The organism is Faecalibacillus sp. TM498 (assembly GCF_020589955.1).
GTDB lineage: Bacteria > Bacillota_I > Bacilli_A > Erysipelotrichales > Coprobacillaceae > Faecalibacillus > Faecalibacillus intestinalis.
This window is the reverse complement of sequence record NZ_JAJDKB010000006.1, coordinates 47,759-61,861: the sequence shown is the minus strand read 5'-3', so window position 1 is coordinate 61,861 and position 14,103 is coordinate 47,759. Positions and strand designations below refer to the sequence as shown.

Below are 14,103 nucleotides of genomic sequence, written 5' to 3'. Positions count from 1 at the left end.
TCATTATAAAAAATAAAAAGAGAGTGTCAACATAAAAAAATAAATGCAGATAAAAAAAATAAAACAATTTATTTCCATGATTTGGAAAAGATTTCAAGTAATTGGAAAGATGTTTTTTATTATGGAAATCAAAAGAATTTGAATGTGCTACAGCTATATAATTTCACTATAGCAAGAAGGGAGGGAACTTTCATGAATTTCATGGAAAAATTTAATGAACTTGCAAACCGTACACTTGTACCAATTGCTAACAAATTAGGGAATCAAAGACATTTGGCTGCTATTCGTGATGGAATGGTAGTAGCAATTCCGTTATCTATTTTAGGAGGGGTATGTTTAATTATTTCAACACCACCTTTTAAACCGGAAACACTTCCAAATTGGGGATTTATTACTGACATGTTAAATGGTTGGTATAATTGGGCGCAAGCCAACAAAGCAATGTTGCAATTGCCTTATAATATGACAATGGCATTAATGGGATTATTTATTGCATTTGCAATTGCTTATCATTTAGCAGATGAATACGAAATGCCAAAATTAAATTCAGCAATCGTATCAACAGCAGTATTTTTAATTGTATCAGCACCAACAACTTCAGCAGTAGCATCAAATCTTATTGTTGATGGAAAAAGTGCAACAGATTTATTAGCTTTAGCTGGTAATTACATACCAACGACCTATTTGGATGCCAAAGGTATCTTTACAGCAATCTTAGTTGCTATAGGTTGTGTGGAAATTATGCATTTTATGTTTAAAAAAGACATTCGTATTAAAATGCCTGAAGGTGTTCCACCAGCAATCAGTTCATCTTTTGATGCAATCTTACCATTATTTATTTGTGTAATCATTTTTTATGGTCTTTCTTTAGTTGTACAAAACTTTAGCGGACAACTTTTACCAAATATGATCATGACAGTTTTAGCACCTGCAATTTCAGGACTTGATTCATTAGTTGGTATTTGTTTAATTACCATGATTGCTCAAGTATTCTGGTTCTTTGGATTACATGGAGCAAGTATTACTCAACCAATCCGTTTACCATTTATGCAAATGTATTTAATTGCTAATATTTCAGCATTCTCTGCTGGACAACCAATCGTACATTTCTTTACTCAACCATTCTGGTCATATGTTATTACACTTGGTGGTGGTGGAGCTACAATGGGACTTTGTATCTTGTTGTTGAGATCTAAATCAGCAGAATTAAAGACATTAGGAAAATTATCAATTGGACCTGCAATCTTTAATATCAATGAACCGATTATCTTTGGTTTACCAATGGTTTTAAATCCATTAATGATGATTCCATTTATCTTTGTACCAGTAATCAATTCAATTATTGCTTATGGCTTAATGGCCTTCCATATTGTAGGAAAAGGAATTATTGAAACACCATGGACAACACCAGCGCCACTTGGAGCCGCACTTGGATGTATGGATTTCAAAGCAGCAATCATGGTTATTTGTTTAATTATTTTAGACATGGTTTTATACTATCCATTCTTTAAATTATTAGAAAAACAAAAATTAGAAGAAGAAAATTCAGTACAAACAAATTAAAAAAAGAAGATAAACTCACACATAAATCTTTTAAAAATTGAATAACTTAAGTTAGCTCTAGTGATCATCAAGGTCATTAGAGCTTTTTTTTTATAAAACTTAAAGTTCGACAGTTGTTTCTCTCGGTTTATGAAGAAGGGAGGGATAATATGTCAATTAAAGTTAGGGTAAACCTGAGAGAAATGTATCCTAAATATTATAATCAAGATTGCTTTGTTGAAGTTGATCAGGATGTTTATGAGACAATGAATAAATATGATCATATTGATGCAGTATATAAAAGAAAAGTAGATTATCATAAGGGATATTTTTCGTTAGATCGAAGTCCATTTTTAGAATTAGAAAAAGAAGGCTTTGATGTTAACGAAAACATATTGTTGAAAGAATTTATAAGTTTTATTGAGTCAACAATTAAAGATTTACCAGTCAAAGAAAAAGAACGTATTTTAAAAAAATATGTTCAATGTAAGACTCTAGAATCAATTGCTATTGAAGAAAACTGTAGTATACCTGCGGTTTACTATTCTATTAAAATAGCACTGGAAAAAATTAAAGAAGTTCTAATTAAAAACGGTTATGACATTAATGATTAATTTAAATATCGTAACTTAAAAATGTTTTATAAATCTCATTATTTTAAGGAGATTTAAGACTGTTGACAAATATGAAGTTGACAGTCTTTTTTAAATTATTTTATTAATAAAAACAAGCTCTTAACACTTCACATCATTTGTGCACATTGCACAAATACTAATGATTTATTTAGGATGCTTGTCTCTACTCAATTCGTTATATTTCATTATAATGATAATTGTAATAAAAATTAACATGTAAAAGAATGAGATAACCCATACATATTTATATCTCATATATTTACATTTTAAGTAATAGTTTCCCAAGATATTAATTTTTTTATTACACGAATTCCCTATAAAAATAAAGAAGATCATTCCCCTTAAATGATCTTTTTTATTTGTTTATAATTGTTATTAAAAATAGCTATAACATTAATGATTAATTCAAAGATCATAACTTAAAAATGCTTTATTGAATCTCCTTATATTTAAGGAGATTTTTTTAACATATTTATACGAGTTGAACACTAAATAGTATTGTAATTATATGAAAGGAGTATGCAATGATAAAAAAATCAGTAGAGGTGAAATATATGTAGCCGACTTAAATCCGTATCAAGGTTCTGAACAAGGTGGGATAAGACCTGTAGTTATTTTACAAAATGATGCAGGAAATTATTTTAGTAGCACTACTATAGTTGCATCACTGACATCTCACGTAGGGAAAAAAGAAAATTTACCAACACATGTCTTTATTAACAGCCGAGAGGATCTTGAACATGATTCTATAATAATGTGCAAGCAAATAAGAACGATTGATAAATCAAGATTAATTAGATGTTTAGGTCGGTTAGACGAGTATGAGATGGAGGAAGTTGAAGAGGCTTTGAGCGTAAGATTAGGATGCTTTGATGACTCATTAAGTATAAATGTTGACAATCCAATTTATTTTGAGAATATAAGATTCTTTTTCTTGCACGTTGAAAATAGGACATGCCATTGGCATTGGATAAGATTTTTTTTAATAATTATTTTTACCTTTACATGGTCCATTGGATATACGTCCTTCATTTATCCATGTAAAAAAGTTGGGTATCTCTTCTTTCCAATGTTCAAATGTCTTTATAACATTATTATTTGTTAGTGTTAAATGATTATAATTTAAGAATAATTCAATTTAAAAAGGAGCTGTTATGAAATTAAATAATTAATTTCATACAGTCTTTTCTTTTGTAAAATAAAAATAGGAATTTTAAATATCTATATAATAAAATTATTCTACTATAAGAAGCAATTGTATCTAATTACAATAATTTCTCAAACATAACGTTTGAGGAATTAATTGGTAAGAAATAAATATTACTGATAAGATATCAATATCCTATTTTTTAGTTATATTTTATAAAAAACGGATGTTACGATTTTAAATTATTTCGAAACATTCCCCATGATAATTTATAGCGTACCGGATAATTTAATATACCTGACAAATCCATTGCCTATTTTTGTTTATTATAGGTATTAATAAAGGTGTTTAAGGAGATGAGTTGGATGAAAGAAATAGAAGTAAAAGATTTAATCAAATATATTAATCCTTTTAAAACCAGCCATTGCGATTGCTAGTGATGGAAAAGAAACCAACGAGCTTACAATTGGTTGGGCTGGATTTGGTTTTTTATGGAGAAAGCTACAGTCTATGTACATAAAACACGTTACTCTAAACATATTTTTGATCAAGCTGAGTATTATTCTATATGTTTTATGGATCAAGAACATAAAAATCAATTAGGTTATTTTGGACGTGTTTCTGCTAGAGATGAAAATAAAATGGAAAAGTGTGGAATGACTGTTAATAATGAAGATGTTGCTCCTTATTTTGAAGAGAGTTCAGTCATTGTTTTATGTAAGGTTATAGGTAAAAGTGATTTTGATTCAAAGAGTGTTGATGAAAATGTTTATGAATGGTACCAAGAAGAAGGGGTTCATAGTCAATATTATGGAGAAATTGTCAAGGTATTGGTTAAAGACTATAAGTAAAACTTATAGTCTTTATTAATAAATAAGGGCTATGATTATCTTGTGAAAATGTTATCATATTACTGTAAAATAGGAGGAAGAATCAATGGGTAAATTATTATTAACTGGTGTTGATGGTAACTTAGGTCAATTAGCTGCTGATGTTTTATTAACACTAGAACCAGTAGAAAACTTAATTTTTTGTGGATATAGTGAAGAATCACTAAAGAAATATGCTGAAAAAGGAATTGAAACACATGTCACAAACTTTAATAATCCAGATGGATTAGCTGAAGCTTTTAAAGGAGCAGATGCTCTAGCATTGATTTCTATGCCATTTGTTGGTGCTAAAAGACAAAACGCGCATAAAAATGCAGTAGATGCTGCTAAAGCTGCAGGTGTTAAACAAATTATTTATACATCTTTAGTCAATGCGGATGATGAAACAAATCCATCAGTAGAAAAGAAAGATCATATTTATACTGAAAAATATATTCAAGAAGTTGGTTTAGATTATCAATTTATGAGAAACTCTCAATATGCTGAAGCAATGGTTACAAACTACTTTACTTATGCACATATGAATGCACCACTTACAAATTCACAAGGTGATGGTTTGATGGCTTACATTTCACGTAAAGACTGCGCGAAAGCATTAGCTTATGCTTTACATCGATCAAATGAATTCCATCAAAAAGTATGGAACATTAATGGTTTAGAATTAATGACAATTTCAACATTCTGTGCTATTGGAGATGTCAGTACTGGAAATCATGTTCCATTTGTGAATGTGACTGATGAAGAAAACTATCAAATTTGGGATGCTATGGGTGTTCCTAGAACAACTGATGGTGTATTCCAAAAAGATTCAGAAGCACCATTTTCATCAGATGGAATGGTTACATTTGCTCAAGCTATTAGAGAAGGTAAAATGGATATTCATACAAAAGACTTTGCTGAACTTACAGGAGATACACCTATTTCAGTAAGATATATGTTTGATCATCAAGAAGAATTCCAAATTGGTGAAAGACATTCTCAAGATAAATAAGATATTTAATAAAAGTGAATCGATAAAGGATTCACTTTTTTTATGTTCAAAAATTAAATTTCTATATATAAATAATGGATGTTTTATTTTAATGTCATAATTTAGAAAAACGGGGCAATATAGCATAAATGAAAGTGTTCCTTCATTTATAGAAAGGGTTAGATTGTTGTTAGAAAATGACTTGAAAGTTCAAATAGGAAACTTTTAGTAATTAATGCAAGACAAGTAGGAAAAATATTATGAGAGATGAAAGAAAAAAGCGGATACGCTAAATTACAGAGGATATCAATTTTATAAAGAAAACCCGTCTTTGATGATATGGAAAGTCATTGAAAAAATATTTCAAGATTGTCATTTATAATTAAATAAATATATTGAAAATCCATTTTATCTACTTTTAATAGACATTTTTTGTGTTTTATGTCATAATACCAAAGCTACTTAAAAGAAAGGAATGACGATATGATATCAACACAAAATGTCTCATTAAGATATGGAGATAGAGCATTATTTGAAAATGTTTCTGTTAAATTTACAGAAGGTAACTGTTATGGAATTATTGGTGCCAATGGTGCTGGTAAATCTACATTTTTAAAAATCTTAGCAGGAGAAATTGAACCTAATAAAGGGGAAGTTATTATTGAACCTCATAAAAGATTATCTGTTTTAAAACAAGATCACTTTGCTTATGATGAAAATAAAGTTGTTGAAACTGTTATTATGGGTAATAAAAGACTTTATGAAATCATGCAAGAAAAAGAAAGATTATACGCAAAAGAAGATTTTAATGATGAAGATGGTATTTTACTTGGTGAATTAGAAGGTGAATTTGCGGATATGGATGGTTGGAACGCTGAAGCTGATGCTGAAACAATGCTTAATGGTTTAGGAATTACTTCTGAGTTTCATGATATGTATATGAAAGATTTAGATGGAAATCAAAAAGTAAAAGTTTTATTAGCGCAAGCCTTATTTGGTGACCCAGATATTTTATTATTAGACGAACCAACAAACCACTTGGATTTAAAAAGTATTAATTGGTTAGAAAACTTCTTGTTAAATTTCAAAAATACTGTTATTGTTGTTTCTCATGACCGCCATTTTTTAAATAAAGTTTGTACACATATTGCTGATATTGACTATAGCCGTATTCAATTATACGTTGGAAACTATGATTTCTGGTATGAATATAGTCAAATGCAAATTCAACAAGCGAAAGATCAAAATAAAAAAGCTGAAGCAAAGAAAAAAGAATTGGAAGAATTTATTGCAAGATTCAGTGCCAATGCTTCAAAAGCCAAACAAGCAACTTCTAGAAAGAAATTATTAGATAACTTAGAAATGGTCGATATTAAACCATCTCTTAGAAGATATCCATTTATTGGTTTTAAACCAGGAAGAGAAGTTGGAAATATTGTTTTAAATGTTGAAGGTCTTACAAAAGTTGTAGATGGAGAAAAGCTTATTAATAATGTTTCATTCTCTATTCAACCAAATGAAAAAGTTGCTTTTGTAGGAGATGATAAAGCAACTGAAGCTTTCTTTAAAATTATTATGGGTGAAGATGAAGATTATGAAGGAGAATTTAAATGGGGTGTGACAACAAGCCAATCTTATTTTCCTAAAGATAACTCAAAATATTTTAATGACTGTGAATTATCACTTGTTGATTGGTTAAGACAATTTACGGATGGAACAGTATATGAACAAGATTTAAGAGGATGGTTAGGAAGAGTGTTATTCTCTGGAGAAGAAGCTTTAAAGAAAGCCAATGTTTTATCTGGAGGAGAAAAGGTAAGATGTATGCTTGCTAAAATGATGATGGAAGATGCTAATGTTCTTATTTTTGATGAACCAACAAACCATTTGGATCTTGAATCAATTCAAGCTTTAAACCAAGGTCTTATTCAATTTAAAGAAAATATTTTATTTACATGTCATGATCATCAATTTGTACAAACAATTGCTAATAGAATTATTGAATTTAATAAAGATGGTATGATTGATCGTTTATCAACATACGATGAATATTTAGAATATAAAGAAGAATTAGAAACAAAATAAAGGATCCAAGAAGGATCCTTTATTCGTTTACGATATATAATGTTTTATAAGGGAAGGAAATTTGAAAAAAATTTTTTCTAAGAAAGATGTTTAAATATTATTTATCTTTCTTGCTATTATCATAATAAACAATTGTGAACTGAATATTTCTTATTAAACAAAAAAAGCCTTTTTTAAAGACTTTTTTGTTTAAATAATAATTGGGAAGGGAATATGAATTTATTATTTAATGAAAGATGATTGATCTTTCATGGTTATAATATAGATGAAAACTATAATAGAACAATGGTTCAATCATGTGTTTTTATGTGATGTCATAAAATTAAATGATAAAGAAGATTGAAAAAAATTATCATTTTGGTAAAATTGTTTTAAACAATGTGAGGTGATAAAGTGGAATTACATTTTACAAAAATGGAAGGTATTGGAAATGACTATATTTATGTTGATGGAATCCATCAAGAAGTACCGATGGATGCTGAATTTATTAGTCGTATTTCTAATCGCCATTTTGGTATTGGTGGAGATGGGATGATCGTTATTTTAAAGTCTGATCAATATGATTTTAAAATGCGTATGTTCAATCTAGATGGTAGTGAAGGAATGATGTGTGGAAATGGAATTCGTTGTTTTGCTAAATTTTGTTATGACCATCATTTAACAGATAAAAAGGTTTTAAATATTGAAACAAAGGCAGGTTTACGTATTGTAGAACTTATTTTTGATGGGGATGAAGTTGTTGGCGCAAAAGTAGATATGCAAGAACCAATTTTAAATTGTAAAGACATTCCTGTTATTTTTGATCAAGAAAAAATGATTAATGAAAAAGTGATGATTGGAGATCAAGAATATGCTTTAACAGCTGTTTCTATGGGGAATCCCCATGTCATTACGTATGTTGATTCATTAGATTTTGATATTGAAACAATAGGAAAACAATTTGAACATCATCAAATATTTCCAGAATCAGTCAATACTGAATTTGTTGAAGTAATCAATGATCATTATTTAAAAATGCGTGTATGGGAAAGAGGCAGCGGTGAAACAATGGCTTGTGGAACAGGTGCCTGTGCCGTTATGTATGCAAGTTATTTGAATGGTTATTGTAAAGAAAAAGCAACAGTTGAGCTTCTTGGAGGAAAGTTAGATATTGAACTTCAAGAGGGACATATTTTTATGACAGGTCCAGCAACAACTGTGTTTGAAGGAAAAATAAAAATATAAGGAGGAAATTTATGTTACAAACAGCAGAAGAAATTATTAAGTATATTGGTGATGCAAAGAAACAAACACCAATTAAAATGTATTTAAAAGGTGAAAATTTACCTGATACAGATGCATTCCATTTATTTGGAGATAGTCATTTTAAAATTGCTATTGGAGATTTAGATGCCATCAATGCTTATGTTGAAGAAAATAAAGATTTAATCAAAGATTCATTTATTGAACAAGATCGTCGTAACAGTGCGATTCCAATGTTAGATATGAGAAATATCAATGCACGTATTGAACCAGGATGCTTCATTCGTGAAAATGTTTCTATTGGAGATAATGCCGTTATCATGATGGGTGCTGTTATCAATATCGGTGCTAAAATTGGTGAAGGATCAATGATCGATATGGGTGCTGTTTTAGGAGGACGTGCTGAAGTTGGAAAACATTGTCACGTTGGAGCTGGAGCAGTGTTAGCTGGTGTTATTGAACCACCTAGTGCTTCACCTGTTATTCTAGAAGATGATGTTTTAATTGGTGCAAATGCGGTTGTTATCGAAGGTGTTCATATTGGTAAAGGTGCAGTTGTAGGGGCAGGAAGTATTGTTACTCAAGATGTACCTGCTGGTGCGGTTGTTGTTGGAAATCCAGCAAGAATCATCAAAGAACAAAAAGATGAAAAAACTGAAGGTAAAACACAATTAATGGATGATTTACGTAAAATCTAGGATACGATTATGGAACAATTATTAGATCAAATAAGGACATGGCGTCGTCATTTACACGCCATTCCTGAAATCGGTTTTCAAGAATATAAAACATCAAAGTACCTTTATGAAGAATTAGAAAAAATGGGGTATCAACCTTTAAAAATAACAGAGACGGGAATCGCTGTTTATCTTGATTTTCATAAAGAAAAAACACTTGCTTTTAGAAGTGATATCGATGCTTTAGAAATTGAAGAACAAACAGATGTATCATTTAAAAGTACACATCAAGGAAAAATGCATGCCTGTGGTCATGATGGACATATGACAGCACTTCTTGGACTTGCTTATAAGCTAAAAGATGTTCAAGATCTACCACATAATGTTTTGCTTATTTTTCAACCAGGAGAAGAAGTGGTCAATGGGGCACCATCAATTATTAATACAGGTATTTTTGAAAAATATCATGTTAAAGGAATTTATGGTTTACATATGTTCCCAGATGTTGATGAAGGAAAAATTGCTTGTCGTAAAGGTCCTTTAATGGCTGAAAGTGGTGAATTGGATGTAACGGTTCATGGTAAAAGTGCACATGCAGGTAAGTATCATGAAGGAATTGATTCAATTGTGATTGCGAGTTTTTTGATTAGTAATTATCAAAGTATCATTTCACGAATGATTTCGCCTATGCAACCTTGTGTTTTAAATATAGGTGAAATACACGGGGGAACGGTCAGAAATATTGTGGCTAGTCAAACAAGTTTCCATGGAACTCTTAGAACGTATAGTGAAGAAGTTTTTTCACGTATTGTAGAAGCAATGAAAGGGTTTAATCAAGGAATGGAACAAGCATATCATTGTCAAATTGATTTTGCCTGTCAACCTTTTAACCCACCTGTTTTAAATGATGCACATTTATATGAAGAACTTAAAAAGAATGTTGGCGCAAACTTCGAAGAACTTGAAGAACCTGTGATGTTAGCAGAAGACTTTGCTCATTATCAAAAAGTGATTCCTGGTGTTTTCTTTTATGTGGGGACAAGATGTAAAGAATATACTTCAGGTCTACATACACCAACTTTCAATTTTCATGAAGAGGTTTTAGTACAAGCTGTTGAACTTTATGAAAAACTTGCAAGAAATGTACAATTGGGGGACTAAAAATGAATTATTATGATAGATCATTGGATGCTTTAATGCATGCCTATGGAAGATATAATGTCACATTTGATCATGGAGATGGCATTCATTTATATGATGTAAATCAAAAAGAATATATTGATTTCTTTTCAGGAATTGGTGTTAATTCTTTTGGTTATAATTATCCAGCTTATGTAGAAGCCATGGAAAAACAATTACATAGATTAATGCATATTTCTAACTACTTTAATACTGTTGAAACAATTGAAGCAGCTGAATGTGTTAAAAAAGCTACAAAATTAGATAAAGTATTCTTTACAAATTCAGGAGCTGAATCAACAGAAGGTGCTTTGAAACTTGCACGTAAATATTATTATCAAAAACATGGAAAAGCGGATAGTGAAATTATTTCTTTAAATCATTCTTTCCATGGAAGAACAACAGGATCTGTTAAACTTACAGGAAACGCACATTATCAAGAAGCGTTTGGACCTTTAATTGAAGGTGTTAAATATGCAAATATCAATGATTTAGAAAGTGTTAAAGCATTAGTAAATGAAAAAACAGCAGCTATCATCGTTGAACCTGTTCAAGGTGAAGGTGGCGTCTATGTTTGTTCAAAAGAATTCTTAACAGGTTTAAGAATTCTTTGTGATGAAAAAGATATTGCTTTAATTTTAGATGAAGTTCAATGTGGTATGGGTCGTACAGGAACAATCATGACTTATTTCCAATACGATATCTTACCTGATATTTTATGTTTAGCTAAAGGAATTGGGGCAGGTTTTCCAATGGGAGCTTTTGTCGCAAATAAAAAATTTGCTGCTGCGATGGAACCTGGAGATCATGGTTCTACTTATGGTGGAAATCCAATGGCTGGTCAAGCATGTAGAACGGTCTTTAAAATCTTAGAAGAAACAAAAATGCTTGATCATGTTCAAGATATCAGTGAATATTTAATTGAAAAATTAGATGATTTAAAAGATAAATATTCTTGTATTAAAGAAAGACGTGGTTTAGGATTGATGATTGGTTTAGAATTTGATCGACCAGTTAAAGATATTGTTCAAACTTGTTTAGATAATGGACTTATTGTTGTCATGGCAGGAGCGAATGTTATAAGAATGTTACCACCATTTATTACAACTGAAAAAGATGTTGATCAAGCAATTGCTATTTTAGATCAAGCAATTGAAAAAAATATTTAAAAAATTGAAAAAATTAAAAGAAAAATAGGATGTTTTTGACATATATAATGATGAGGTGATAAATATATGTTGAAATATCCTATTTTTTTACAAGATAATGAAAACAGTTGTGGGGCATACTGTATTAAAATGCTCTTAAGCTTTTATAAAAGAGATGATGAAATTAAAAATATTAAAAAGCGTTGTCGTCTTACAAAAGAAGGCATTACGGTTTATGGATTGATACAAGTTTTAAAGAAATATCATCTAGAAGCAAAAGCTTATCAATGTGAGTTTAAACATTTATTTGAAGAAGTCAATTGTCCAGCAATCGTGCATTTAAAACAAGATGATCTCTATCATTATGTCATCCTCTATAAAGTTAAAGATGGATATTTTTTAGTAGGAGATCCAGCTAAAGGACTCATAAAAATGTCTTATGAAAGTTTTTCAAAGCAGTTTACAGGAATTATTATCATGATTGATCATGTAGGAATGCCAATTACTAAAAGAACGAATTATACTTTTCAAAATTTTTTAAAAGATCATTTTAAACAGCATTATCAAACAATCATTAAGATGATGATTAAAACCATTATTATTTCAATGCTTACAATGATTTTTTCTTATTATTATCAATTGATGATTGATTCTTTTTCAAAGTATCCAATCTATCAAATTGTTTTCATTTCTCTTGGCTTTACAGTGCTCTATGCCTTTAAACTTTTATTAGATTATTTAAGAAGACAACAAATTTTAGAATTAAGCAGAGAACTTAATCAAGAATATGCTTTAAAAACCATGCAAAATCTTATTTATCAAGATTATGATTACATGGATGGTTTAGAAAAAGGAACATTGTTATCAAGATCACAAAATTTATTTGAATTAAGTCAATATTTTATAGAATTTTATCATGTGATCTTTATTGATAGTATTTTAATGCTTTTCATTTTGATTTTTATTTTATCGATTCAATTCTTTTTGTTTTTGATTGTTTTATTGATGATGGTTATTATTTTTTTAGTATTTTATTTTTATAGTAAAAAACTACATATTGAAAATAAAAAAATATTAGAACAAAAAGAACATTTAAATGATGGCCTATTAGAATTTCAAGAAAACTATTTTCAAACAATTCAGTTTAAAGTTAAAAAAATGATGAAAAATAAACTAGGATATCTCTATGATACTTACTTTATGAATGTCTATCATCATGATGAAATGACCAATATTCATCAAGTTCAATTAGAAGCCTTGATTCAAATTATGATTATGGCTGTCTTATTATTGGCAATCATCATTTATAAAAAGCAACAAATGACCCTTGGAACAGTGATGCTTGTTTATTTATTACTTTCTTATATGATCAATCCTTTAATGAAAATATCAGTCTTTATTGCGATGCATGATGAATTACAAATTATTTTTGAAAGATATAAAGAAATGTTACCTGAAAAAAGAGAGAGGAAAAAGAAAATCAAAAAGATAAAAAGCATTGAATTAAAACATGTAAGTTTTAGTTATGGTTATACCCGACCTCTTTTTGATCATTTTCAATTAAAAATAGAACGTTCATTATTTATTCAAGGTAAAACAGGAAGTGGTAAATCAACACTTTTGAAACTTATCATGAATCAATTACAACCAACAAAAGGAGAAATTGTTATTAATGGAATCAATCTACAAGAACTTGATTTAAATAGTTATTATAGTCATATTAAATATTTAAATAAAACTCCCGTTTTTTATAAAGAATCATTAAGAACGAATATGATTTTTGATCGTTTGTTTTTAGAGGATAAAATGATAGAATTATTGCATTATTTTATGTTGGATGATTTAGTAAATGGTTTAGATTTGAAACTGGATGAACAGGGTGGTTTTTTATCATCGGGACAAGGACAACTCGTGATGATTATTCGTGCACTATTAAGTGAACCTGATGTTTTGATTTTAGATGAAGCATTTAGTAATATAGATCAAGAAAGATTACAATTATTGATCAATTATCTAAATTTTCAAAAGATCATCGTGATTATTGTTTCTCATCAAATAAATATGATGAACTGCCAGTTTGACTGTGTTATAATTGATTCAGGAAAAATAGTGGGTGAGGAAGATTATGGAAATAGATTTAGCACTTAATAATGAAGTAGAAGATTTTAAAGAAGATTATGAAAGTATTTATTTAGAAATTATTAAAGAAGCATGTAAACAATTAGATATTCATGATGATTTAGAATTATCAGTTATTTTTGTAGATGATCAGCGTATTCATGAAATCAATAAGGAATATCGTAAAATTGATCGTAGTACAGATGTTATTAGTTTTGCTTTAGAAGATAGTGAACAATATTATATTGAAGGTATGCCAAGAGAAATAGGAGATATTTTTATTTCAATTGATCATGCTAAAATGCAAGCAGAAGAATATGGTCATTCATTTTATCGAGAAATGTGTTTTTTATTTACACATGGTTTATTACATTTACTTGGATTTGATCATATGAATGAAGAAGATGAAAAAGTGATGTTTTCAAGACAAAAAGAAATATTGAATGCTTTAAATATTGAAAGGAAATAAT

11 protein-coding genes and 1 pseudogene are annotated in these 14,103 nt (G+C 29.2%); all 12 read left to right on the top strand.

Annotated features, from left to right (window positions below; translation table 11 throughout):
* Positions 1-192 precede the first annotated feature (192 nt).
* The 12 genes and pseudogenes from LJD32_RS03310 (at position 193) to ybeY (ending at position 14,102) form a co-directional block, all read left to right on the top strand.
* Positions 193-1,563: a PTS sugar transporter subunit IIC gene (locus LJD32_RS03310; protein ID WP_147579922.1), complete on the top strand. Its 1,371-nt coding sequence runs from the start codon at positions 193-195 to the stop codon at positions 1,561-1,563.
* 149 nt (positions 1,564-1,712) lie between these two features.
* Positions 1,713-2,156, top strand: coding sequence for a hypothetical protein (locus tag LJD32_RS03305; protein ID WP_227391775.1), 444 nt, complete (start codon positions 1,713-1,715; stop codon positions 2,154-2,156).
* A 529-nt stretch (positions 2,157-2,685) separates the two neighbouring features.
* A pseudogene (locus LJD32_RS03300) lies at positions 2,686-3,051 on the top strand (type II toxin-antitoxin system PemK/MazF family toxin); the annotation flags it as partial.
* Between the two features lie 764 nt (positions 3,052-3,815).
* Positions 3,816-4,175 (top strand): flavin reductase family protein, encoded by a 360-nt coding sequence (locus LJD32_RS03295; RefSeq protein ID WP_227391774.1) that lies wholly within the window; start codon positions 3,816-3,818, stop codon positions 4,173-4,175.
* A gap of 85 nt (positions 4,176-4,260) precedes the next feature.
* Positions 4,261-5,205, top strand: coding sequence for an NAD(P)H-binding protein (locus LJD32_RS03290; protein WP_117867700.1), 945 nt, complete (start codon positions 4,261-4,263; stop codon positions 5,203-5,205).
* 462 nt (positions 5,206-5,667) lie between these two features.
* Positions 5,668-7,269 carry an ABC-F family ATP-binding cassette domain-containing protein gene (locus LJD32_RS03285; protein WP_032091527.1) on the top strand — a complete coding sequence of 534 codons (1,602 nt, stop codon included), beginning with the start codon at positions 5,668-5,670 and terminating at the stop codon, positions 7,267-7,269.
* A gap of 393 nt (positions 7,270-7,662) precedes the next feature.
* Positions 7,663-8,493, top strand: a complete 831-nt coding sequence (dapF, locus tag LJD32_RS03280) for a diaminopimelate epimerase (protein WP_227391773.1) — start codon at positions 7,663-7,665, stop codon at positions 8,491-8,493.
* A gap of 11 nt (positions 8,494-8,504) precedes the next feature.
* Positions 8,505-9,209, top strand: a complete 705-nt coding sequence (gene dapD / locus LJD32_RS03275; RefSeq protein ID WP_022002193.1) for a 2,3,4,5-tetrahydropyridine-2,6-dicarboxylate N-acetyltransferase — start codon at positions 8,505-8,507, stop codon at positions 9,207-9,209.
* Between the two features lie 9 nt (positions 9,210-9,218).
* On the top strand, positions 9,219-10,349 hold the full coding sequence (locus LJD32_RS03270) for a M20 metallopeptidase family protein (protein WP_227391772.1): 1,131 nt from the start codon (positions 9,219-9,221) through the stop codon (positions 10,347-10,349).
* A gap of 2 nt (positions 10,350-10,351) precedes the next feature.
* Positions 10,352-11,536 (top strand): aspartate aminotransferase family protein, encoded by a 1,185-nt coding sequence (locus tag LJD32_RS03265; RefSeq protein ID WP_032091525.1) that lies wholly within the window; start codon positions 10,352-10,354, stop codon positions 11,534-11,536.
* Positions 11,537-11,602: 66 nt separating this feature from the next.
* On the top strand, positions 11,603-13,663 hold the full coding sequence (locus LJD32_RS03260) for a cysteine peptidase family C39 domain-containing protein (RefSeq protein WP_052011137.1): 2,061 nt from the start codon (positions 11,603-11,605) through the stop codon (positions 13,661-13,663).
* The gene (ybeY, locus tag LJD32_RS03255; protein WP_032091524.1) at positions 13,641-14,102 is read left to right on the top strand and encodes an rRNA maturation RNase YbeY; all 462 of its coding nucleotides are present in this window, start codon (positions 13,641-13,643) and stop codon (positions 14,100-14,102) included. Before LJD32_RS03260 ends, ybeY begins: the two co-directional genes overlap by 23 nt.
* Position 14,103 lies beyond the last annotated feature (1 nt).

Bases quoted from the DNA above. Each gene is read 5' to 3' on its own strand.
- ybeY (WP_032091524.1), top strand. From the start codon at position 13,641: ATGGAAATAGATTTAGCACTTAATAATGAAGTAGAAGATTTTAAAGAA.
- LJD32_RS03290 (WP_117867700.1), top strand. From the start codon at position 4,261: ATGGGTAAATTATTATTAACTGGTGTTGATGGTAACTTAGGTCAATTA.
- dapD (WP_022002193.1), top strand. From the start codon at position 8,505: ATGTTACAAACAGCAGAAGAAATTATTAAGTATATTGGTGATGCAAAG.
- LJD32_RS03265 (WP_032091525.1), top strand. From the start codon at position 10,352: ATGAATTATTATGATAGATCATTGGATGCTTTAATGCATGCCTATGGA.
- LJD32_RS03310 (WP_147579922.1), top strand. From the start codon at position 193: ATGAATTTCATGGAAAAATTTAATGAACTTGCAAACCGTACACTTGTA.
- LJD32_RS03285 (WP_032091527.1), top strand. From the start codon at position 5,668: ATGATATCAACACAAAATGTCTCATTAAGATATGGAGATAGAGCATTA.
- LJD32_RS03260 (WP_052011137.1), top strand. From the start codon at position 11,603: ATGTTGAAATATCCTATTTTTTTACAAGATAATGAAAACAGTTGTGGG.
- LJD32_RS03305 (WP_227391775.1), top strand. From the start codon at position 1,713: ATGTCAATTAAAGTTAGGGTAAACCTGAGAGAAATGTATCCTAAATAT.
- LJD32_RS03295 (WP_227391774.1), top strand. From the start codon at position 3,816: ATGGAGAAAGCTACAGTCTATGTACATAAAACACGTTACTCTAAACAT.
- LJD32_RS03270 (WP_227391772.1), top strand. From the start codon at position 9,219: ATGGAACAATTATTAGATCAAATAAGGACATGGCGTCGTCATTTACAC.